The sequence below is a fragment of the Flavobacterium sp. LS1R10 genome (genome assembly GCF_003968825.1).
Lineage (GTDB): Bacteria > Bacteroidota > Bacteroidia > Flavobacteriales > Flavobacteriaceae > Flavobacterium.
The window spans coordinates 55,362-78,995 of record NZ_RYDH01000004.1; the positions used below are offsets into that span (position 1 = coordinate 55,362).

General features: G+C 35.8%; 16 protein-coding genes. 10 read left to right on the forward strand and 6 right to left on the reverse strand.

What is annotated here, in order from left to right:
- Positions 1-101 precede the first annotated feature (101 nt).
- From EKL96_RS08830 to EKL96_RS08845, 4 genes are all read left to right on the forward strand, one after another.
- Positions 102-2,249: a TonB-dependent siderophore receptor gene (locus EKL96_RS08830; protein WP_126461005.1), complete on the forward strand. Its 2,148-nt coding sequence runs from the start codon at positions 102-104 to the stop codon at positions 2,247-2,249.
- Between the two features lie 63 nt (positions 2,250-2,312).
- A complete protein-coding gene (locus EKL96_RS08835) occupies positions 2,313-3,440 on the forward strand; it encodes a PepSY-associated TM helix domain-containing protein (RefSeq protein WP_126461008.1) in 1,128 nt (375 codons plus the stop codon).
- A gap of 184 nt (positions 3,441-3,624) precedes the next feature.
- On the forward strand, positions 3,625-5,832 hold the full coding sequence (locus EKL96_RS08840; RefSeq protein ID WP_126461011.1) for a TonB-dependent siderophore receptor: 2,208 nt from the start codon (positions 3,625-3,627) through the stop codon (positions 5,830-5,832).
- A 59-nt stretch (positions 5,833-5,891) separates the two neighbouring features.
- Positions 5,892-6,440, forward strand: a complete 549-nt coding sequence (locus EKL96_RS08845) for a PepSY-associated TM helix domain-containing protein (protein ID WP_126461014.1) — start codon at positions 5,892-5,894, stop codon at positions 6,438-6,440.
- A 91-nt stretch (positions 6,441-6,531) separates the two neighbouring features.
- Here the strand turns inward: EKL96_RS08845 and EKL96_RS08850 are convergent, their stop codons facing one another.
- Positions 6,532-9,225, reverse strand: a complete 2,694-nt coding sequence (locus tag EKL96_RS08850) for a valine--tRNA ligase (protein WP_126461580.1) — start codon at positions 9,223-9,225, stop codon at positions 6,532-6,534.
- Positions 9,226-9,442: 217 nt separating this feature from the next.
- Between EKL96_RS08850 and EKL96_RS08855 the strand changes: the two genes are divergently transcribed.
- Positions 9,443-9,829 carry a DUF1573 domain-containing protein gene (locus EKL96_RS08855; RefSeq protein WP_126461017.1) on the forward strand — a complete coding sequence of 129 codons (387 nt, stop codon included), beginning with the start codon at positions 9,443-9,445 and terminating at the stop codon, positions 9,827-9,829.
- A gap of 198 nt (positions 9,830-10,027) precedes the next feature.
- Here the strand turns inward: EKL96_RS08855 and EKL96_RS08860 are convergent, their stop codons facing one another.
- Positions 10,028-11,356 (reverse strand): PDZ domain-containing protein, encoded by a 1,329-nt coding sequence (locus tag EKL96_RS08860; protein ID WP_126461020.1) that lies wholly within the window; start codon positions 11,354-11,356, stop codon positions 10,028-10,030.
- Between the two features lie 127 nt (positions 11,357-11,483).
- Here EKL96_RS08860 and EKL96_RS08865 point away from each other — a divergent pair, with 127 nt between their 5' ends.
- The 5 genes from EKL96_RS08865 to lgt all read left to right on the forward strand — a co-directional run bounded on the left by EKL96_RS08865 (position 11,484) and on the right by lgt (position 16,547).
- Positions 11,484-12,689 carry a pyridoxal phosphate-dependent aminotransferase gene (locus EKL96_RS08865; protein ID WP_126461023.1) on the forward strand — a complete coding sequence of 402 codons (1,206 nt, stop codon included), beginning with the start codon at positions 11,484-11,486 and terminating at the stop codon, positions 12,687-12,689.
- Positions 12,690-12,914: 225 nt separating this feature from the next.
- Complete coding sequence (gene folE / locus EKL96_RS08870; RefSeq protein WP_126461026.1) at positions 12,915-13,586, forward strand: GTP cyclohydrolase I FolE; 672 nt, start codon at positions 12,915-12,917, stop codon at positions 13,584-13,586.
- A 141-nt stretch (positions 13,587-13,727) separates the two neighbouring features.
- Positions 13,728-15,206, forward strand: a complete 1,479-nt coding sequence (gene cysS / locus EKL96_RS08875) for a cysteine--tRNA ligase (protein WP_126461029.1) — start codon at positions 13,728-13,730, stop codon at positions 15,204-15,206.
- 75 nt (positions 15,207-15,281) lie between these two features.
- Complete coding sequence (gene yidD, locus EKL96_RS08880; protein WP_126461032.1) at positions 15,282-15,539, forward strand: membrane protein insertion efficiency factor YidD; 258 nt, start codon at positions 15,282-15,284, stop codon at positions 15,537-15,539.
- A 54-nt stretch (positions 15,540-15,593) separates the two neighbouring features.
- On the forward strand, positions 15,594-16,547 hold the full coding sequence (lgt, locus tag EKL96_RS08885; protein ID WP_126454092.1) for a prolipoprotein diacylglyceryl transferase: 954 nt from the start codon (positions 15,594-15,596) through the stop codon (positions 16,545-16,547).
- 59 nt (positions 16,548-16,606) lie between these two features.
- Here the strand turns inward: lgt and EKL96_RS08890 are convergent, their stop codons facing one another.
- From EKL96_RS08890 to gyrB, 4 genes are all read right to left on the reverse strand, one after another.
- Entirely contained in the window at positions 16,607-17,215 is a 609-nt protein-coding gene (locus tag EKL96_RS08890) for an acyloxyacyl hydrolase (protein WP_233579285.1), read from the reverse strand.
- A gap of 139 nt (positions 17,216-17,354) precedes the next feature.
- On the reverse strand, positions 17,355-20,327 hold the full coding sequence (secDF, locus tag EKL96_RS08895) for a protein translocase subunit SecDF (protein WP_126461039.1): 2,973 nt from the start codon (positions 20,325-20,327) through the stop codon (positions 17,355-17,357).
- Positions 20,328-20,553: 226 nt separating this feature from the next.
- Positions 20,554-21,489: a malate dehydrogenase gene (gene mdh, locus EKL96_RS08900; protein WP_126461042.1), complete on the reverse strand. Its 936-nt coding sequence runs from the start codon at positions 21,487-21,489 to the stop codon at positions 20,554-20,556.
- A gap of 85 nt (positions 21,490-21,574) precedes the next feature.
- A complete protein-coding gene (gene gyrB / locus EKL96_RS08905) occupies positions 21,575-23,518 on the reverse strand; it encodes a DNA topoisomerase (ATP-hydrolyzing) subunit B (RefSeq protein ID WP_126461045.1) in 1,944 nt (647 codons plus the stop codon).
- Between the last annotated feature and the right edge of the window lie 116 nt (positions 23,519-23,634).

Here is a 23,634-nt window from a genome sequence, read left to right on the forward strand (position 1 = left end):
AAAAATTAATTTTAAATATTATCTGTAATTAGTCTAAATAAGTTTTGTTAAGAGCAAAAGCACTCTTATATTTGCAACTTATTTTTAATTAATCTAAATAAATGAAAAAGATACCTGCCTTTTACCTGTTCGTTTTGCTTTTTGGAATAACGGTTACTGCTCAAGAAAAGAAAGAGCAAGAAAAAGATACCTTAAAAACATTGAAAGAAGTGATTATAAACACCAACAAATACAGGTATAAAAGAGAAAAAAGCACCACAGTCTCTAAAATGCCTTTGAATAATATTGAAAATCCACAGGTGTACAATACCGTTACCAGCGAGTTAATGAAAGAACAAGTGGTTACTAACTTTAGTGATGCGCTAAAAAATGCAACTGGAATCACGCGTCTTTGGGAATCAACCGGGCGTGGCGGCGATGGTGCTGAATATTTTTCCATGAGAGGTTTTTCAGTTCAGCCAACAATGATCAACGGGCTTCCCGGAATCAACAATGGAAGTATTGATCCGGCCAACGTGGACAATATTGAAGTGATCAAAGGACCTTCAGGAACATTATTTGGCAGTAGTTTGATTTCATACGGAGGTTTAATAAATATTGTAACTAAAAAACCTTATTCAAGATTTGGTGGAGAAATCAGTTATAATGCCGGATCGTATGGTATGGATCGCCTTACTGCAGATGTAAATATCCCACTAAACACAGATGTTTCCGTACGAATCAATACAGCCTACCAAAAAGAAAATTCGTTTCAGGATGCCGGTTTTGGCAAATCCTTTTTCTTTGCGCCTTCCTTGAGTTATAAAGTTAGTGATAAACTTTCGTTCTTGATCAATACTGAATTTACAAACCGAAATTCATCAAATGCCCCGATGCTTTTCTTGAACAGAAATTCCGCTCTATCATTTGATTCGATGGAATTATTCGAAAAAAACTATAATAAATCATTCACTTCAAACGAGCTGTCCATCAGCAATCCTACTTATAATTTACAGGCTCAAATGTTTTATAAAATATCGGATCAGTGGACTTCACAAACGGTATTATCCAGAAGCAACAGTAAAACAAATGGGTATTATTCCTATTTATTTGATGCATCAAACGGAAATGATTTTACACGATTCATTTCTAAAAGAAACGGAGAAACTTTAGCAACGGATATTCAACAAAATTTTATTGGAGACTTTAAAATTGGAAACTTAAGAAACCGATTGGTTGCTGGTGTCGATTATTATAAATCAAATATTATAAACGGGAGTACCGGTTGGGTTGGAAACGGAATTGTCTCCTTAATCGATGGATCAGATACTGGAGATTTGACCCAAGCGGGAGTTGATAATCTTTTAGTAGATTCGTTTGACGGAAATTCAACTGCTGAAATTGAGGTTATTAGTGCGTACGCCTCAGATGTGTTGAATGTTACCGATAAATTATCGGCAATGATTAGTTTGCGCGTCGATCATTTCAAATCGAAAACAGCGACCGAAGAAAACAGCCAAGCAGCCGTTTCTCCAAAATTCGGTCTGGTTTATATGTTGATTAAAGATAAAGTTTCGGTTTTTTCAAATTATATGAATGGCTTTGTAAATGTAACGCCACGAGAAGTTTCTGAAGTGGATGGTTCTAATCCAAGAATGGAATCTTTTGATCCGGAGCAAGCTAATCAATATGAATTTGGATTAAAAACAAACTTATACAAAGACATCATTTCGGCATCGATTAGCTACTACAACATTGATGTAAAAAACCGATTAATGACGGATCCAAACAATATTAACAACGCAATTCAGGGCGGTGAAGTCAACAGTAAAGGAGTTGAAATCAGTTTTACGGCAAACCCAATGAAAGGATTTAATGTGATTGCTGGATTCAGTAATAACAAAAGTGAAGTTACAAAAGACAATCCCGGTGATGGATATTTAGGATTAAGACCTGAAGAAGCCGGACCAGAAACGCTAGTAAATTTTTGGGCAAATTACACGTTGACTTCCGGGAAATTAAAAGGATTCGGTCTTGGATTTGGCGGAAACCATGCCAGTGAATATAAAACGTTGAACAGAGCGAATATCGGAACGTTTGCCTTACCAAGTTATACCATATTAAATTCGGCTTTGTCGTATTCAAATGATAAATTCAATTTAGCTTTAAAATTAAATAATATATTAAACGAAAAATATTATTCAGGTTGGTCTACTGTAACTCCACAGCGATTAAGAAGTGTAACTGCCGGTTTGACATATAAATTTTAAGATTCCTAATTCGTTTTGTCTAACTAAACTCCTCTTTTCCTGGAGGAGTTTAATCCATTTATAATGAAAAATAACACCTTAAAAAAAGCAATCCTAAAAATCCATCTTTGGCTTGGCTTATCCTCAGGCGTACTTGTTTTCATAATTGCCATCACGGGAAGTTTGTATGCCTTTCAGGAAGAAATACAAGATTACACCGATGAGTACAGGTTTGTTACAAAACAGGAAAAACCATTTCTATTACCTACGCAATTGGAAGAAATTGCCCGAAAAGAAATTCCAAACAAAGTGTTACATGCCATAAAATACAATGGTTCTGTCAAATCAGTGGAAGCTATATTTTTCCATTACGAACCTTCCTATCATTATATTGTGTACCTCAATCCGTATACAGGTGAAGTCCTTGAAAAAACCAATATGGAAGATGGGTTTTTTAACTTTATTCTTGACGGTCATTTTTATCTTTGGCTGCCTCATGAAATCGGACAAACCGTTACGGCATCGGCAACTTTAGTGTTTTTGATTCTGCTGATTACGGGAATGATTCTTTGGTATCCAAAAAATAAAAATGCTGCCAAACAACGTTTTTGGTTTAAATGGAAAAAAGGATTAAAATGGAAACGCAAAAACTATGACTTGCATAATATTACTGGCTTATACGTGCTTATAATTGCCCTTATTTTTGCAATTACGGGTTTAGTCTGGGGTTTCCAATGGTTTGCTTATTCTTATTATACGGTTCTTGGTGGAGAAAAATCATTGGTTTATGAAGATCCAATTTCGACTATAAAAACAAAAAAAGTAGATAAACCGCTGGATCAAATTTGGACTTTGATGCAAAAAGAATATCCAAAAGCAAAATCTATAGAAGTGCATCCACCGGAAAGTGCCAATTCTTCTATTGCTGCAAATGCAAATCCTGAGGAAGGCACCTATTGGAAAATAGACTACCGTTATTTTGACCAATACAACCTAGAAGAACAAAAAGTAGATCACCTTTACGGAAGGTATAAAGAAGCTAAAATTGCCGACAAACTGCTGCTCTTGAATTACGACATTCATACGGGTGCCGTTTTTGGAATAGCCGGAAAAATATTTGCCTTTTTAATCAGTTTACTTATTGCGAGTCTTCCTATAACCGGATGCTATATTTGGTGGGGAAGAAACCGAAAATCAAATGTTAAAATTTAACATTTCACGCTAAAATTAAAAATCCTTGTCTAAAAGCAAGGATTTTTTTTATTTAAAAAACTGCATTACAATACATTAAAAAACATTTAAATTATTATCCATATTTAATCTAAATAAGTTTTGTTAAATCAAATTCAGATTCTATATTTGCATCGTTATTTTTAATCATTCCAAATAAACAACCATGAGAAACATTTTAATACCCGTTTTAGTTTTGTTATTCAGCATAAGTGGCTTTGCACAAGAAACAGCACAAGCAATTGAAAATACCGCAGACACGGAAACATTTGATAGCGTTTTAGACACCATAAAAAACAAAAAAGGAGAAATTCTTAAAGAAGTAATTGTAACTCCAAATCAGCATAAAAAACCACTATCAGCAGTACGATCCGGTTTGGAACCAATGGATATTCCCCAAAGCATACAAGTGATAGGAAATGAAATCATCGAACAGCAACAGGCAATCAGATTAAGTGATGTCATCAAAAACGTAAATGGAGTCTATGTGGGTTCCGCTCGTGGCAGTGCACAGGAATCCTTCTTTTCAAGAGGGTATGACATGTCTGCCAACAATATGTTTAAAAATGGATTCCGTTTTAACAGTGGTTCAATCCCGGAAGTTTCTTCGTTAGAGAAAGTAGAAGTCCTAAAAGGAAGTGCCGCTTTATTGTTTGGAAATGTAGCACCCGGAGGAATATTGAATATGGTGACCAAAATCCCTTCCTTTAAAAAAGGAGGAGAAATTGCGATGCAAATGGGCAGCTATTCTTTTTACAAACCTTCCATCGATATTTACGGTCCCTTAAATGATAATATTGCCTATCGATTCACCGGCTCTTATGAAAACTCTGAAAGCTTCAGAGATAATGTGACCAAAGAACGGTATTACATCAATCCTTCTTTCCTTTTTACAGTGAGTGCCAAGACTGAAATCATAGTACAAGGAGATTATCTGCACGATGACTGGACTCCGGATTTTGGTACTGGAATCATCGGAAAAGAAATTGTTGAACTTCCTCGAAATACTTATTTAGGGGCAAATTGGTCTAATGGACAAACAAAACAAGCCACCGTATCTACCTTAGTAAAACATGATTTTAACAGCAATTGGAAATTAAACTTCAATACCTCTTTTCAAAACTACGACCGAACTTCAAAAGGAACGGAACGCATTCAACCGGCAACAAACGGTGACTGGAAAAGACCCTTAGGACAAAACAAAAATCTGGAACAAATCATTGGAGAACAATTCAGCATACAAGGTAACTTTAAAACTGGAAAGGTAAAACACCAACTATTCACGGGAGTTGATATGGAAAATGCATTTACACAAGCCTATGCTTTTGCATTCAGCCCTACAACCTATGGCAGTGGAAACATTTTTGATTTTGAAAATTTCAATCAAGGCGGTGCCATACCGGATGCAACTACAACCAGAATCGTAAAAACAGACACCAACCGTTTTGGGATATACGCCCAAGATTTAATTTCACTAACCGATAAATTTAAAGTTTTAGCAGGAATTAGGTGGTCTTGGCAAGAAGCTCAAGTAGCGACAACGGATGTCCTTAAAACCACAGTTACCGAAGCTCCAAAACGCAAAGATGTTGCTTTCACCCCAAAACTAGGACTTGTATTTCAACCTACAAAAAACATGTCCCTTTTTGCAAGTTACTCCAATTCATTTACACCAAACACCGGAACTACAGTAGATTTAAAAGCCATTGAACCGTCTATCATAGACCAGTATGAAGTTGGAATCAAAAAGGATTTCTGGAGAGGAATACTAAGCACAAACGTAACGGTGTACCAAATTACCAATAGCAACTTAGCACAAACTGCTGAATTCAAAGCCGATGGTTCCAGCAATATCGATACATCGATAAAAATTTTAAGCGGCGAAACCACCAGCAAAGGGGTCGAATTTGACATTATTGCAAAACCCATAGAAGGCTTAAATATCATAGCCGGTTACAGTTATAATGACATGCGCTATACTAAAACATCCGGTATAAAAGGAAGCTTTATAGAAGGAGATCGTTTGGCCAGAACTCCGGCTAATACAGCTAATCTAAGCTTTTTTTATACGCTGCCTTCCGGAATATTAAAAGGAGTATCTGTTGGAGCTTTAGGGAATTATATTGGAAAAAGAGTAGGCGGATGGAATAATCAAATTGACCAATCCTTGCCTAACGGGATTTATGACCGAGAAATTCCAATAAAAGGATACACCACAATTGATGTTTCAGTAGGATACAACTGGGAGAAATTCTCTCTATTATGCAGATTGTCAAATATTACAAATGTTTTGAATTATACCGTACATGAAAATTACAGTGTAAACCCAACAGCACCTCGTCAAGTGATGACCAGCTTAAAATATAAATTCTAATTAAACCTTTTGCCAAATAAAAAGTCTGATTAATAATTCAAAACCTAAAATTCAAACCCATGATGAAAATAAAAGCAAGAAATTTACACCGTGATTTAGGGTATTTCTATATCGGATTAATTGTTTCTTTTGCCCTCTCAGGACTTATGATGAACCACAGAGAATACTGGCATCCGGAAAAATACACTACCGAAACCAAGGCTATCCAAGTAAAAGTTTTTGCTGAAAATGAAATTAACGAAAAATTTGCTGAAGATTTAGGCAAACAATTGGGCATCGATGATAAAATGAGACGTCAAATGGTAAAAAAAGGAACCTTTAAAATTTCTTTTGAAAAGCACGATGTCGAAATTGAACTGAAAACTGGAAAAGGAGAAATTGTTTCCTTCTCTAAAACGCCAATTATCAGCCAAACGATGAAATTGCATAAAAACACCTCTAATTTTTGGATTTATTATTCTGATATTTTTGCGATCAGCTTAATCATTATTGCCTTAACAGGAACGGTTATGATTAAAGCCGGAAAATTCAGTTGGAAAAACAGGGGTTGGAAACTGGCCGTTGCCGGAATTATATTTCCGTTATTATTCTTGTTTTTATTTGGCTAAATTTCTGCTTCAATCCTGCTAAACTAAGTTGACTTAAAAAAGAACCCGACCCATATTGAAAATGGGTCGGGTTTATATATTTTGACTATGTCTATTTTAAACCCGCCAAACTGTGCTCGATAGTTTCCATTTTTGCCAGAGCATCTGCTTCTTTTTGTCTTTCGTTGGCTAAAACTTTCTCCGGTGCACCAGCCACAAATTTCTCGTTGGCTAGTTTATTTTGTACTGATTTCAAGAAACCTTGCGTATAGACTAACTCCGCCGTCAGTTTAGCAATTTCAGCTTGTACGTCAATATTTCCGGTGATTGGGATGAAATATTCATTCGATTTGACACGGAAAGACAAGGCGCCATCCACTTTATCCAAAACATATTCTAAGGAAGTCAAGTTTCCTAATTTAGTCACCACCGAATCAAAATAATCCGAAGTATTGTCATTATTGACAATTTTAAATTCAATCGCATCTTTAAACGGAATATTCTTGTCTTTACGGATCGTACGAATTCCGGAAATAACCTCCATTGTGTTTTCAAAATCAGCAATTAAACGGGAATCAAACGGTTTTATTTCTGGCCAAGTCGAAACGATTAATGCTTCATCTGTAGTTCTTTCGGCAAGAATTTGCCAAATTTCCTCTGTCAGGAACGGCATAAACGGATGCAATAATTTTAAATTATTTTCAAGCATTGCTATGGCTTTCGCCAAAGTAACGCTGTCGATTGGCTGTTGGTACGCCGGTTTTATCATTTCCAGGAACCAAGAGCAGAAATCATCCCAAACCAGTTTGTAAATTCCCATTAAAGCTTCGGAAATTCTGTATTTTTCGAAATTATCTTCGATTTCTAGAAGTGTTTGTTGCAACTTGGCTTCATACCACTCGATTGCTACTTTTGAAGATTCCGGTTGTGGAATCGTTTCCGAAACTTCCCAACCTTTGATCAATTTAAAGGCATTCCAAATTTTATTGGTGAATGCTTTTCCTTGGTTGCACAATTCTTCGTCAAACATAATGTCATTTCCGGCAGAAGCGCTCAAAAGCAATCCAACCCGAACACCATCGGCACCAAATTTTTCTATTAAGTCTAAAGGATCCGGTGAATTCCCTAATGATTTAGACATTTTACGTCTTTGTTTGTCACGAACTAAACCAGTCAAATAAACATTTGTAAAAGGTTTTTTTCCTGTGTACTCATATCCTGCAATAATCATTCTCGCTACCCAGAAAAACAAAATATCCGGACCAGTTACTAAATCATTGGTTGGATAATAGTATTTAAAGTCTTCACTTTCCGGATTCATTATACCTCCAAAAACGGACATTGGCCATAGCCAAGACGAGAACCAAGTGTCAAGAGCGTCAACATCTTGCTTTAAATCTTTTGTTTCAAGTTTAAGGTTTAAAGTTTTCTCTCTCGCTAACTTTAGAGCGTCTTCAATATTTTCAGCGACCACGAAATCCTCTTTTCCGTCGCCATAGAAATAGGCCGGAATTTGTTGTCCCCACCACAATTGACGAGAAATATTCCAATCGCGAATGTTGTTTAGCCAATGGGCGTACGTATTGTTAAAACGTGCTGGATGCAATTTAATTTCGCCATCAACCAATACGGATTGAATTGCCGGTTTTACCAAATCTTCCATTTTCAAGAACCATTGGTCTGATAAACGAGGCTCGATAACTGCTTTGGTTCTTTCCGAAGTACCTACTTTATTTAAGTGTGTTTCTGTTTTTGCTAAAGCACCTATAGTCCCTAGTTCTTTTGCAATTTCTTCACGAACCACAAAACGATCTTTCCCTTGGTAATGCAAACCAAAACTATTCATCGTTGCATCTTCGTTGAAAATATCAATAATCTCCAAATTATGCTTTTCTCCCAATGCCTTGTCATTCATGTCGTGAGCCGGGGTCACTTTCAAACAACCAGTACCAAATTCTATATCTACATAGTCATCTTCGATAATCGGAATCACTCTTCCGCAAATAGGCACAATCGCTTTTTTGCCTTTCAAATGAGCAAAACGTTCGTCATTTGGATTAATACAAATGGCGCTATCTCCAAAAATAGTTTCCGGACGCGTGGTTGCTATTGTCAGAAATTCCTCCCCCAAACCCTCCGAAGGAGGGGAGTTAAAAGTTTCAGCTCCCTCTCCTTCGGAGAGGGCTGGGGTGAGGATTTTATACTGTATATAATATAATTTTCCCTGTTGTTCTTCAAAAATCACTTCTTCATCAGACAAAGTCGTTTTGGCTTCCGGATCCCAGTTGACCATTCGATACCCACGGTAAATCAAACCTTTGTTGTATAAATCTACAAAAGAACGAATCACTGAGGCTGACATATCAGGATCCATGGTGAATTTTGTTCGATCCCAATCACATGAACAGCCCAATTGTTTGAGTTGTTCCAGAATTACACCGCCATATTTATCCGTCCATTCCCAGGCATGCGCCAAAAATTCTTCACGTGTTAAATCATTTTTATGGATTCCTTCAGCTTTTAATTTGGCTACCACCTTAGCTTCTGTAGCTATTGAGGCATGATCCGTTCCCGGAACCCAGCACGCATTGAACCCTTTAAGACGCGCTCTTCTTATTAATACATCTTGAATAGTATTGTTCAACATGTGTCCCATGTGTAAAACTCCAGTCACATTAGGCGGTGGAATTACGATAGTATATGGTGTTCTATGATCCGGCTCTGAGTGAAAATAATTGTTTTTCATCCAGTAGTCATACCACTTATTCTCAATAGTTTTAGCGTCAAATTGTGCAGGAATAATCATTTTATTGTGGGTCATTTAATCGTTAAATTCAATTGTTTGTTGGTTCCGTTAAACCAATAACCAGATCAACAAATACCCTTGTAGACTTTGGTCTGATATTTGTAATTCTGATAGGGCACAAAAGTAAATAATTAAGTAGACTATAAAAAGGGAAATAAAAATTTGTGCGTTAATTAAAACAAAGTATATTTACTTTAATGAATTTAAAAAAATGAAAATGAAAAAAATACTAATTTTATTTGCATTCACATTAATTAGCACCGTAGGATTTGCTCAAAATGGCCCTAAAATTGAATTTGCTGCAAAAGACAATACAATCGATTATGGGAGGGTTACCAAAAATGATAATGGAACCCGTAATTTTATTTTTACGAACACTGGAAATGCGCCATTACTTATTACAAATGTACTTTCTACTTGTGGGTGCACCATTCCAACAAAACCAACCGAGCCAATTATGCCGGGAAAAACAGGAAAAATATCCATAAAATACAATATGGCTCCCGGACCAATTAGAAAAACAATAACTGTTGAATCGAATGCCGTGAATTACGATTCCGGGAGAGTCGCTTTAAAAATAAAAGGGGAAGTAGTTGCAAATTAAATCACGCAATTGTGATTTATTTAAAACAAGGAGATACCCTGTTTTCTCAGACTTTCGCGTTAAGGAGCCAATGGACAAAAACACTATTCCTCTAAATCCAATGTGTCCTATTTGATTTTTACCCGACCTACTTGATGGATTTAAATTCCATGTGTACACATCAATACGCTTCCTGAAACCCTCTGGAGGCGTTTTTTGTTAGAGAAAATCCTGTAACTGAAATCTAAATTTCAGAATCTGACTGTTTCTTTCCACTTCCAATGTTATCCATTTTTCCTCCTCAGATCTAAAGAGAGAATTAACTTTTTGCAACGAATATCTATAAGCAGGAGCGTTATTGATTAAAATAATAATATCGCCTTTTTGTACTCCTGAATTTGCTGCAGGCGAATTATTTCTAACATTTGCAATCTCATAAATAGGCTTTAATTGGAATTTATATTTAAAGTCATTGAGTACTTTAGTTTCGCCTGACTCATTATATTTTGGTAACAAAGGGACGGTTTCCATCCGAACAGTTTCCTGAACCCACTGTAATCCGTTGTGCTGGATCTCTACTCCGCTTTTATTGTATGCAAAAGGATCGTTGTAAAGACTATTTTTTTTTACATACATTTCTTTTTTAGGGTAATTAAAAATAACGGTAAATCTTTTCATAATCTCTCCTCCTACTGATCCCATCCGATCAGGAACCATAGTAACATTCCTAATTGAAGTAGAGTCCGGGAAAGCTACTATTGGATTATTAAATACAAACTGATTCATTGCGAATTTTTGAATTCTGGCTCTTTTTCCTTCAACATCACCACTAAATCCTCTGCCCAAAAAATCAGCAAAATTTTTCGGGGGAACTTTAAGAAATTCGGAGCGATCCTGAAACAACCATATTGCATCACTATTTCCTATATCAATCAGCAACTTGATCACCAGTTCCTTATTATTCAACAACACCGTACCTTTTAAATACGGCTTTGATTTCTCGATAGCGATAGGAATAGTTTTGAACTTTCTAACTATTTTTTTTCTATTTTTAGCGGTATCGCTATAGACTATAACTCTCTTTTTAGAGTAATTAATTTCAACCAGATTATTTCTAAAAAACTGAAATCCTATAATTCCGTTTACAGGAATCCCAATATGAGAGGATAAATTAAAATCCTGATTCAAAACAATATAAACCATATGATCCGCATACAACATGCTGCCGAATTGCAATATATTATTGGTCGATTTCAATCCCTCGACCGCCTCTTGACTGCCTAATCCTCTTAATAGTACTTTTTCAGCGTTAAAAAAACGAACTTCTTTTTTTTCTTCCAAACTAAATAATATGGTCTCTTCTACACCGGAATCCAATAAAAAATTCAATTCAACTCCATTCACTTTTATAGGCAAAAGCACTAAATTATTGATCAACTTGAAAGGCACACTAATTTTGTCTCCATTTTTTTCAAACTGAAATCCTTGCTGCGCCAAAACACTGTATATCGAGAAGATTAAAAAAAATAAATTTAGCGTTCTTTTCATTGTGCTAGCTTTCTATAAAAATACTAAAAATATAAAACAAAACCTTGTTTTATATGATATATCCGGGCATAAATTGTGATAAATTCGAAAAAAAAATCGCAAATTTGCAATTCAATAATTTAAAACTATGCCAACAATATCAAATAAAGGCAAACAAATGCCTGAATCACCAATACGAAAATTGGTTCCCTACTCTGAAATAGCGAAAAATAAAGGCCACAAAGTATACCATTTAAACATTGGCCAACCCGATATCAGAACTCCTGAAGTTGCTATGAATGCGGTTAAAAATATAGATTTAACTATTTTAGAATACAGCCATTCCGCCGGGAATGAAAGCTATAGAAAAAAATTAGCTGCCTATTATACAAATCAAGGAATTCCTGTACATATTGAAGATATTATAATCTCCACCGGAGGATCTGAAGCCTTGATGTTTGCTATAGGCAGCACGATGGATCATGGTGATGAGATCATTATTCCGGAACCATTTTATGCAAATTATAATGGATTTTCAACCGCATCAGGAGTTTCTGTAGTTCCAGTAATCTCGAGTATTGAAACCGGTTTTGCATTACCGGCCGTAGCTGATTTTGAAAAGCTGATTACGCCAAAAACAAAAGCGATCCTGATTTGTAATCCAGGAAATCCAACGGGTTATTTATATTCAAAAGAAGAAATCATGCAACTGGCTGCCTTAGTCAAAAAACATGATTTATTTCTAATTTCTGATGAAGTATATCGTGAATTTACTTATGATGGTGATGTCCATTATTCAGTAATGAATGTTCCCGGGCTTGAAGAACATGCAATCATGATTGATTCTGTTTCAAAAAGATACAGCATGTGCGGTGCCAGAATAGGATGCATTGTTTCTAAAAACAAGGAACTGATGGCTACTGCAATGAAATTTGCACAAGCAAGATTAAGTCCACCAACGATTGAACAGATTGCAAGCGAAGCTGCTCTTGACACTCCACAAAGTTATTTTGACGAAGTAATTTCAGAATATAGAGAACGCAGAGACACTTTGATTGAAGAATTAAATAAAATAGATGGCGTTATTGTAAGCAAACCAAAAGGGGCTTTTTATTGTATTGCGCAACTACCAGTTGCTAATGCCGATGCTTTTGCGCAATGGCTATTAGAAAGTTATGACCTAAATGGAGAAACAGTAATGGTAGCGCCAGCAGCCGGTTTTTACTCTACTACGGGAATGGGATTAAATCAGGTTCGAATTGCTTATGTTTTAAAGAAAGAAGATTTAATTAGCGCAGTACGAATCCTGAAAGCAGCGATTCCTGTTTATAATGCGACACTAACGAAAGTATAATCAAACACATTTTGGTAGACATCCCCTTTAGGGAACCGGAACTATTTTATAAAAGGCAGTAACGAGTTCGTTATTGCCTTTTCTTTTTAGATCCAAAAAAGAGAGTATAACGGGCGGCTGAACCGATAAAGTAGTCTTAAATAGTAGGAGCGATAGAAATTTTTTAATTTTTATTATTTACCTTTACCCCTTAAATATTTACACCAACAATAATAGTTGCTTTTAATGATAAAAAACGAAGAATTTCAAGACGAAATAGGAGAAAACCATATTAGTTTATCCGCAAAAAATCCAGTACGAGATGATGCTTTTGTCATTTCTGATGAGGAAAAAATTGAAAAAATAAAAAAGGACGTGGAGAGCATTCTAATCACACTTGGAATGGACTTGACCGATGATAGTTTAAAAGGCACGCCCAATCGTGTTGCCAAAATGTTTGTAAAGGAAATTTTTGGCGGTTTAAATCCTGCTAAAAAACCAAAAGCATCTACATTTGACAATAATTACAAGTACGGTGAAATGTTAGTTGAAAAAAATATCATCGTATATTCTACCTGTGAACATCATTTATTACCAATTATAGGAAGAGCGCATGTGGCTTATATTTCAAACGGCAGAGTTATTGGTTTGTCTAAAATGAACCGTATCGTAGAATATTATGCTAAAAGACCTCAGGTTCAGGAGCGCTTAACCATGCAAATTGTTCAGGAATTACAAATCGCATTAGGTACAGAAGATGTAGCCTGTGTAATCGATGCCAAGCACCTTTGTGTAAATTCAAGAGGAATCAGTGATATTGAAAGTAGTACCGTAACCTCTGAATTTGGCGGAAAATTTAAAGATAGTGTCACTCGCAGAGAGTTTTTAGATTACATTAAATTAGAAACTAAGTTCTAGTCCTCTCCCCGACCCTCTGCAAAGGAGAGGGAGCACAGCTTGGTAAGATCAGAACAAGATTACAACAATTATTAATAACGCATTCACGTCTCAACTCCTTTCCCTTTGGGAGGGGTGGGGTGGGGAAAACAATAATCTACAATGCCATTATACAATAGCCAAAATCTAAAAATATACAATTCTCTTTCAGGAGAAAAAGAAGTTTTCAAACCTATTCATGAAGGAAATGTAGGAATGTATGTTTGTGGACCTACAGTTTACAGCAATGTACATCTTGGAAATGTGCGTACCTTTATGTCTTTTGACGTGATTTTTAGGTATTTTTTGCATTTAGAATACAAAGTACGCTACGTTAGAAACATTACGGATGTGGGGCATATTGTGGACGATGTGGATGAAGGTGAGGATAAAATTGCCAAAAAAGCACGTCTGGAACAACTCGAACCAATGGAAGTAGTGCAACGCTATACGGTTGATTTTCATGAAATTCTGAATGCTTTTAACTTTTTGTCACCAAGTATCGAACCTACTGCAACGGGACATATTATTGAGCAAATTGAAATTATCAAAACCATAATTGAAAAAGGAATTGGTTATGAAGCCAATGGCTCTGTTTATTTTGATGTGGTAAAATTTAATGAAACCAATCATTACGGCAGATTAAGTGGCCGAAACATTGAGGATATGCTAGCCAATACCCGCGATCTTGACGGGCAAAGTGACAAGAGAAATCCACAGGATTTTGCGCTTTGGAAAAAAGCGGAAACTCAACATATTATGCGTTGGCCTTCGCCTTGGAGTGATGGATTTCCTGGATGGCATTTAGAATGTACTGCAATGAGCACTAAATACTTAGGCAATCATTTTGACATTCACGGTGGCGGAATGGATTTAAAGTTCCCGCATCATGAGTGTGAAATTGCACAAAACGAAGCCTGTACCGGTCAAACTCCGGTTAATTATTGGCTCCACGCCAATATGTTGACTTTGAACGGAAAAAAAATGGCAAAATCTACGGGAAATAATATTTTGCCAAGAGAAATATTGACTGGAGAAAACACCGTTTTAAGTAAAGCTTTTTCAGCATCAGTAGCACGATTTTTTATGCTCCAGGCGCATTACAGAAGTATTCTTGATTTTTCTGATGATGCCATTGTTGCTGCCGAAAAAGGATACAAACGATTGATGGAAGCGATGAATTCGTTGAAAGAAATCACTGTTCACACAAAAAGCACCGTTGACATTCCGGCTTGGAAGCAAACCTGTTATGATGCAATGAATGACGATTTTAACACGCCAATTTTGATTGCACAGTTGTTTGAAGGTGTACGTTTTATCAATTTATTAAAGGATGAAAAAGAGACCTTGAATGCGGAAGATTTAAACCATTTTGCAAAAACAATGCATGCATTTGTGTTTGACGTATTAGGATTAGAAGACGAAAAAGTCTCGGACAGCAATAACGATAAGTTAGAAGGAACGGTCAATATGCTTATTGAAATGAGAAAACAAGCTCGCGACAATAAGAATTTTGCACTTTCTGACCAAATAAGGGATCAATTGATTGTATTAGGAATTCAGTTAAAAGATGGTAAAGAAGGAACTTCGTTTAGTATCTAGTCCGCTAAATACCGAAATCGATTACACCTGAAAAATAATTTTGAATAACAACAGAGAAATTTTAATTTTAAAATCATGTTATCAAAAATCATCATTTACCCATTTTTACTATTGGTTCGTTTCTATCAAGTGGCCATTTCACCCTTTACACCTGCGGCTTGTAGATTTGAACCCACGTGCTCCTCGTATATGATTGAAGCTTTACAAACCCACGGTTTGTTTTATGGCGGGTTTTTAGGTATAAAACGTGTTTTTAGTTGCCATCCTTGGGGAAAAACCGGCTATGATCCGGTTCCCAAAAAATCATGTACGCATAAAGATTCTCTTTTTTAATACGAATTTTACATTTAATCTCTATTTTTACGTCAAACATATAAAATACAATACATGACACACGCTTTAAACATCGTTTGGAATCCATCAGAAGGAATTGATTTAGGCTTTTTTATCATTCGTTATTACAGTTTAATGTTTGTAATTGCTTTTGGATTAGGCTGGTATATTATGAAAAATATCTTTGATCGTGAAGGGGAATCAATAGAAAAATTAGATTCGTTATTTATCTGGACTGTATTAGCGACCTTACTTGGTGCACGTTTGGGTCACGTTTTCTTTTACGATTGGGAGTATTATCGCAATCATTTATTGGAAATTTTTATGCCAATACGAGAAAATCCAAACGAAACGATTTTATACATTATAAAAGGATGGGAATTCACAGGTTTTCAAGGTTTAGCAAGTCATGGTGCTGCCATATCAATAATTATTGCTATGTATTTTTACAGTAAAAATATATTGAAAAAACCCCAGTTATGGATTTTGGACCGGGTGGTTATTCCTGTTGCAAGCGGTGCTATTTTCGTCAGATTGGGTAACTTTTTTAATTCGGAGATTATTGGTCATAAAACGACTTCTGACTTTGGAATAAAATTCTTGAAAGACCATTTTAGTGCTATGGACGCGGTCAATGCGACTCAAATACCCAATCCTCAAGCTGCGTACTCAGCCATTGCGAACGACCCTAAATTTGTCTCTTTACTGGAACAAGTTCCGGTAAGACATCCTACTCAATTGTACGAGGCATTCTGTTATATTTTTGTTTTTGCAGTCTTATTTTTCCTGTATTGGAAAACCGAAAAAAGAAGGTATACCGGATTTATATTTGGTATGTTCCTGGTTCTTTTATTTACAGTCCGTTTTATAGTAGAATCTGTTAAGGAAAGTCAAGGCGGTTTTGAAAGTGCTTTAGGTTTATTTTCAACCGGACAATGGCTTAGTATCCCCTTTATTCTTATAGGACTGTATTTTATTCTTACGTCAGAAAAAGAAATAACAAACTAAATAACAATACGTTACAACAAAAAAAAGCGTTAGCTGCATCTTAGTAGCTAACGCTTTCTTTATAACGAAAAGGAGAACCCAAAGTCAATGTTTTTAGTCGTATATCCCGCATTGGTTTTCTGTAATCCCCCATTAGACACATGACGAATATTTGGTCTTACGTCTAAAGTCACACCCTTAAACCTAAAAGTAAATCCTACCGCTAAAACATCTGAAAAGGCAAAACCTTTGGATAGTCGTTCCGTTTCTGTATCTATAATCATTGGACCTATGCTCCCTAAAACATAAATACTCGCCGATTTAAAGACTGGTTTTCGCACTAAAAAGCCAAGATTAAGAACGTATTCTTTTACATCTTTTAGCTTTGTATAGCGCTCCCGTTTTGCAATATAATCCGGATCATCAGGCTCCACAAAATAAATATTTAGGAGTTGATGGCTTGCAAAATTAATTTCTGGCTGAAGCACTAGTGCGTATTTAAAATTCTTCGTTTGTTTTACAACATAATAAATTTGCACCTTATAAGACTTATTTGTAAAGGTATAATTTCTGTTTTTAAATTCATTTCCTATTCCATACGAAAAACCCAAATCAACTTTACTTGCCTTTTCTTGGGCATAAAATGGAATTGTACAAAGGACTAAAACTAAAATAACTAATACTTTCATCCGCATAACTACTAGTATTTTCGTTTATCTGATTATACAGTTTTCAAAAAAGGAATTAAAATTATGTTTGGAGTTACAAATAAAAAAAGAGATTCAACTTACGCTGAATCTCTTTTTTTGATTGATATAAAAGCTGTTTCTAGTTTTCTAGATGCGCCTTTTCGACTCTGTCTTTATCTTCTTTTGAGATGGTGTCTACAAGTACTGGTGTTGCAATAAACAATGAAGAGTATGTCCCTACAATGATACCAACTAACATAGCAAATATAAATCCTCTGATAGATTCTCCTCCAAAAATAAACATGATCAACAACACCACAATCATCGTCAAAGAGGTATTGATAGTTCTTGACATCGTTGTATTAATAGATTGATTTACGATTTCAGAGAAAGAACCTTTAGTTTTTCCGGCTAAATATTCACGAACCCTGTCAAATACAATAACTGTATCATTCATAGAATACCCAATAACGGTTAGAATCGCAGCAATAAAATGCTGATCGATTTCCATACCAAAAGGCATAAATTTATAGCACAATGAATAAATTCCTAGCACAAAAATAACATCGTGGGCAACAGCAGCAATCGCTCCTAAACTGTATTGCCATTTTCTATAACTGATCATCAAATATAAAAACACGATTGCCATTGCTCCAAGAACCGCCCAATAAGCATTGGTTTTAATATCTTCAGCAACTGTTGGCCCTACTTTAGACGCTTGTAAAATACCGAGTTTTTTACCATCATAAGCATTAACAAATTTATCATACGTCATATCAGCTGAAAAATGTTGTTTTAAAGTAGTAAACAATAATTTATTTACTTCTTCGTCTGCTTTGATTCCTGGCTCTTCCACTTTGTATTTAGTGGTAATTTTCAATTGATTATCACTACCAAAAACTTTTACTTCGGCACTACCATCAAAAACTTCCGCTAGCTCTGCTTTTACTGTTTCAGTTTCAATTGCTTTTTCAAAACGCACCTGAAAAGTTCGTCCTCCTACAAAGTCGACTCCTTCATCAAGACCATTAATAGCTAATGACGTAAAACTGATGATAACAATAATACTAGAAAATAAATACGTCCATTTTTTAACTCCTAAGAAATTAAAATTAAAATTGACAAACATATTTTTAGAGAAATTAGTAACAAACGTCAAATTGTTCTTTTTACTAATGTTCCAGTCAATAAAGATTCGTGCAATAAAAATTGAAGTAAACAATGAGGTTATAATACCGATTAATAACGTAGTAGCAAACCCCTTAATTGGCCCTGAACCAAAAATGAACAATACAGCTCCGGTCAAAATATGCGTTACATTGGCATCCGTAATAGAGGACATTGCTCCTCTCCAGCTGTAGGAAGTTTTAACCGCTTCTTCTAGTGTTTTACCCGCACGCAACTCTTCTTTTGCTCTTTCATAGATAATGATATTCGCATCAACAGCTGTTCCCATTGTCAATACGATACCTGCAATACCTGGCAATGTTAAAACTGCACCAATACTTGCTAAAATTCCGAATAAGAAAAGTAAGTTAACCGCTAATGCAATATTAGCATACCAACCTGCCCTGCCGTAATAAATCATCATCCAGAGTGACACTAAAAGCAATCCTATCAAAGCGGAGCTAGTACCGTGATCAATTGCTTCCTGACCTAAGGATGGCCCTACCACTTCTGACTGAACAATATCTGCGGCAGCTGGTAATTTACCTGCTCTCAATACATTTGCTAAATCTTTAGTTTCTGTAACATCAAAAGCTCCTGAAATTTCAGATCTACCTCCTGAAATTGGACCTGTTGAAACTCCTGGTGCAGAATACACCACATCATCAAGAACAATAGCAATATTACTTTTTTGAGTGTATGCTCTACCTGTTAATTCTTCCCATGCTTTTGCACCTTGTCCGTTCATTTGCATTGAAACTGCTGGTTTACCTGATTGGTCAAAGGTATCACTTGCATCTGTAACCACACCACCAGCCATTGCAGGTACATTGTCTCTATTTCCTTTTAAAGCATATAATTCTACTGCTTCAACAGCTTTTGCTTTATCGTCTTTAATAGTCAAAGGTTTTCCCCAAACAAATTTCACATACCGCTGGTCTGCAGCCAATAAAACTCTAATATCCGCTCTTTTTAAATATCCGTTTACAACAGCCGTATCTTTTGGAGAGAAAAGTCCCAAAACTGGACCTCCACCTTGCCCAATGATTTTATCAAATAAAGGATTATTTCCTTTTTTTGCATCAGCTGAATCTTTACCATCCGAAAGCAAAGCGCTCAAAGAATCTTTCACAACAGGTTTAACTTCGGCAATATTGATTTCAGTTTTCTTCAATGACTCGTTAGCTGCCATCAAAAAATTACCAATTTCTTCTATTTTATATGTTTCCCAAAACTCTAGTTGAGCGGTACTTTGTAATAATCTTTTAATTCTGTCTACATCTTTAGCCCCAGGAAGTTCTACAAGAATTCTTCCCGTCTCCCCTAATTTTTGAATGTTAGGTTGGGTAACACCAAATTTGTCTATACGCTCTCTCAATACACCAAAAGCACTTTCTACAGACTCATCTACTTTTCTTTTGATTACTTTTTCGACCTCAGCATCGGTCATTTGAAAATCGACTCCACCTTCACCTTGCAAACTTCTGTTTGCAAAAATATCAGGAGAAGCTAATTTTACGGTTCCTTTTGAATTCGCTTCAAAAGCATTGAAAAATGCATCTAAATAGGTTTGATTTCCTTTTAGATTTGCTGTTGCATCAGCCAAAGATTTATTAAAAACCGGATTTTTTGAGTTATTCGATAAACCTTTCAATATGTCTTTAACAGATATTTGAAGTATTACATTAATACCTCCTTCTAAGTCAAGACCTTTGTTGATTTGCTTATCACTTACTTCGTTATAAGTAAAATTAGTAAACCCAAGGCTAAATACTTTTTCTTTACCAATAGAATCTAAATATTTAGCTTCTTTATCAGGGTTTCCACCCGCAAAAGATTTCGCATCATTTTTAATTTTGCTCGCGACAAAAGTGAACGAAAGTTGGTAAATACTTACCAATGCAAATAGAATTGCGAAAAATTTAATAAGTCCTTTATTCTGCATTATTACTAAAAATTAATTATTTTATATTTATTTATTTTTGCTTTAAACCTTATGAAAGAACACTTTACATTCGTTTTTTATATTATAAAAGAATATATCGAGCTACTTCATTTTTTTTAAACCGAGCAAATATATAATTAACGGTAAGATTAACCAATTTATTTATAGATTAATCTCAAGAAAAAGACTGCAAAGATGCAGTCTTCTCTTTTTTATATGTAAATTTTTATACCAAAATCGATTTTAAAGCGTCATTCATTTGTCTGACAGCGTCTGCACTTTTAGCAAATAAGGCTTTTTCAGCATCATTTAGTTTAATGTCAAGAATTTCTTCTACTCCATTTTTACCAATAATACACGGAACACCAATACAGATATCATCCTGACCATATTCTCCTTCAACGAAAACAGAACATGCAATCATTTTCTTTTGATCATTTAAAATACTATCCACCAAGAAAGCAACGGAAGCTCCGGGAGCATACCATGCCGATGTTCCAAGCAGTCCTGTAAGTGTAGCTCCACCAACCATTGTATCGGCAGCTACTTTTTGCAATTCCTCTTCCGATAGAAATTGTGAAACCGGAATTCCGTTATAAGATGCTAATCGTGTCAAAGGAATCATAGTAGTATCTCCGTGTCCCCCAATAACCATTGCTGAAATATCATTGGCCGGTTTGTCTAAAGCCAAAGACAAATACGTTCTAAAACGAGAACTGTCTAACGCTCCACCCATCCCAATAATTCTGTTTTTTGGTAATCCCGTAGATTTCAATGCCAAATATGTCATGGTATCCATAGGATTAGAAACGACCACTATAATAGTATCCGGTGAATGCTTCAATACATTTTCAGCAACCGTTTTCACGATTCCTGCATTAATTCCTATTAATTCTTCCCGAGTCATTCCTGGTTTTCTTGGAATTCCAGATGTAATTACCACTACATCACTTCCTGCTGTTTTAGCATAATCATTGGTAACACCTGATACTTTGGTATTAAAACCAGTATTGGTAGCACATTGCATGATATCTAACGCTTTTCCTTCAGCAAAACCTTCTCTAATATCCAATAGTACTACTTCGCTGGCAATTCCTCTATAAGAAATCACGTCCGCACATGTTGCTCCTACATTTCCTGCTCCTACAATGGTAACTTTCATATTTTAAAGTTTATTCGGTTATTTGTTAATTTGGTTACTTTTTTTGCGTTATTCTATTAGAATAAAAACGGATGATTACGTTACGTTACGCATCAATATTTGCGTAAACTGCATTTTTCTCAATAAATTCTCTTCGTGGCGGTACTTCATCACCCATTAACATTGAGAAAACTCTATCGGCTTCCGCCAAACTGTCAATAGTTACCTGACGCAATGTTCTAAAACTTGGATCCATTGTAGTTTCCCATAATTGCTCTGCGTTCATCTCTCCAAGACCTTTATAACGTTGAATTCCTGCACTTCCGCCCATTCTTTCATTTGCCTGATCACGTTGCAAATCATTCCATGCATATTCTTTTTTGTTTCCTTTTTTAACTAAATACAAAGGCGGTGCGGCAATATATACGTGCCCTTGTTCGATTAATTCTTTCATAAATCTAAAGAAGAACGTCAAGATTAAAGTAGAAATATGACTACCATCGACATCGGCATCACACATAATGATTACTTTGTGGTAGCGTAATTTTTCGATATTCAATGCTTTGCTGTCTTCGGCAGTTCCTATTGTAACGCCTAGCGCAGTAAATATATTTCGAATCTCTTCGTTTTCAAAAACCTTGTGATGCATTGCTTTTTCTACGTTCAAAATCTTACCACGCAAAGGTAAAATAGCTTGAAACGCACGATCACGACCTTGTTTTGCGGTTCCTCCCGCCGAATCTCCCTCGACAAGGTATACTTCACATTTTGCTGGATCCTGTTCTGAACAATCTGATAATTTTCCTGGCAATCCACCGCCACCCATTACGGTTTTGCGTTGTACCATTTCACGTGCTTTTTTGGCTGCGTGACGTGCTTGTGCTGCAAGAATAACTTTTTGAACAATGATACGGGCATCATTTGGATTTTCTTCCAAATAGTTTTCAATCATCTCACTTACCGCTTGACTTACAGGAGAAACAACTTCTCTGTTCCCAAGTTTCGTTTTCGTTTGTCCTTCAAATTGTGGCTCCTGCACTTTTACCGAAATAATAGCGGTCAATCCTTCCCGGAAATCGTCTCCTGAAATATCAAATTTCAATTTGTCTAACATTCCAGAAGCATCCGCGTATTTCTTTAACGATCTTGTAAGACCGGTTCTAAAACCTTGCAAATGCGTTCCTCCCTCATGCGTATTGATATTATTCACATACGAGAAAATATTTTCCGTATAGCTGGTATTGTAAATTAACGCCACCTCTACCGGAATTTCTCCTTTTTCATGATCCATAGAAATTACGTGCGCAATAATTGGCTCACGGTTCCCATCTAAGTAACGGATGTATTCTTTTAAACCTTCGTCAGAATGAAATACTTCTGAAACAAAATTTCCGTCTTTATCAAATTCTCTTTTATCCGTAAATGTAATCGTGATTCCTTTATTCAAATAAGATAATTCACGCATACGAGCCGATAAAGTATCATACGAATACTCAATAGTTTGGGTAAATATGCTTGGATCCGGATAAAAAGTAACAATTGTCCCTCTCTTAGTCGTTTCTCCAATTTGCTTAACCGGGTATAATGCTTTCCCTTTTTCGTATTCTTGTTCGTATATTTTACCATCACTACTGTGAACTGTAGCTCTCAAATGGTTTGACAATGCATTTACCACCGAAACCCCTACACCGTGAAGACCACCGGAAACTTTATACGAATCTTTGTCAAATTTTCCTCCGGCACCAATCTTGGTCATTACAACCTCTAATGCTGAAACCCCTTCTTTTTTATGAATTCCTACCGGAATACCACGCCCATTATCTTCAACAGAAACGGATCCATCTTCATTAATATCAACTATTATGGTATCACAATGGCCTCCCATTGCCTCATCAATAGAGTTATCCACAACCTCATACACTAAATGATGCAGACCTCGAACTCCCACATCTCCAATATACATCGAAGGACGCATCCTTACGTGTTCCATTCCTTCTAATGCCTGAATACTATCTGCTGAATAACTGTCCTTCTTGATTTCTTCGCTCATATATATTTTATTCTAAAAAAAATGTACTTTTTGTCTAACACGCAAATATATAAAAACGCAAATTATATAACCGTTAAATTCCCTTTTAAAGCCCTTAAGTTATTAACATTTGTTCA

What these genes read in the sequence shown, in the direction of transcription:
- EKL96_RS08830 (WP_126461005.1), top strand. Translation starts at nt 102, where the DNA reads ATGAAAAAGATACCTGCCTTTTACCTGTTCGTTTTGCTTTTTGGAATA.
- EKL96_RS08835 (WP_126461008.1), top strand. Translation starts at nt 2,313, where the DNA reads ATGAAAAATAACACCTTAAAAAAAGCAATCCTAAAAATCCATCTTTGG.
- EKL96_RS08840 (WP_126461011.1), top strand. Translation starts at nt 3,625, where the DNA reads ATGAGAAACATTTTAATACCCGTTTTAGTTTTGTTATTCAGCATAAGT.
- EKL96_RS08845 (WP_126461014.1), top strand. Translation starts at nt 5,892, where the DNA reads ATGATGAAAATAAAAGCAAGAAATTTACACCGTGATTTAGGGTATTTC.
- EKL96_RS08850 (WP_126461580.1), bottom strand. Translation starts at nt 9,225, where the DNA reads ATGATTATTCCTGCACAATTTGACGCTAAAACTATTGAGAATAAGTGG.
- EKL96_RS08855 (WP_126461017.1), top strand. Translation starts at nt 9,443, where the DNA reads ATGAAAAAAATACTAATTTTATTTGCATTCACATTAATTAGCACCGTA.
- EKL96_RS08860 (WP_126461020.1), bottom strand. Translation starts at nt 11,356, where the DNA reads ATGAAAAGAACGCTAAATTTATTTTTTTTAATCTTCTCGATATACAGT.
- EKL96_RS08865 (WP_126461023.1), top strand. Translation starts at nt 11,484, where the DNA reads ATGCCAACAATATCAAATAAAGGCAAACAAATGCCTGAATCACCAATA.
- folE (WP_126461026.1), top strand. Translation starts at nt 12,915, where the DNA reads ATGATAAAAAACGAAGAATTTCAAGACGAAATAGGAGAAAACCATATT.
- cysS (WP_126461029.1), top strand. Translation starts at nt 13,728, where the DNA reads ATGCCATTATACAATAGCCAAAATCTAAAAATATACAATTCTCTTTCA.
- yidD (WP_126461032.1), top strand. Translation starts at nt 15,282, where the DNA reads ATGTTATCAAAAATCATCATTTACCCATTTTTACTATTGGTTCGTTTC.
- lgt (WP_126454092.1), top strand. Translation starts at nt 15,594, where the DNA reads ATGACACACGCTTTAAACATCGTTTGGAATCCATCAGAAGGAATTGAT.
- EKL96_RS08890 (WP_233579285.1), bottom strand. Translation starts at nt 17,215, where the DNA reads ATGAAAGTATTAGTTATTTTAGTTTTAGTCCTTTGTACAATTCCATTT.
- secDF (WP_126461039.1), bottom strand. Translation starts at nt 20,327, where the DNA reads ATGCAGAATAAAGGACTTATTAAATTTTTCGCAATTCTATTTGCATTG.
- mdh (WP_126461042.1), bottom strand. Translation starts at nt 21,489, where the DNA reads ATGAAAGTTACCATTGTAGGAGCAGGAAATGTAGGAGCAACATGTGCG.
- gyrB (WP_126461045.1), bottom strand. Translation starts at nt 23,518, where the DNA reads ATGAGCGAAGAAATCAAGAAGGACAGTTATTCAGCAGATAGTATTCAG.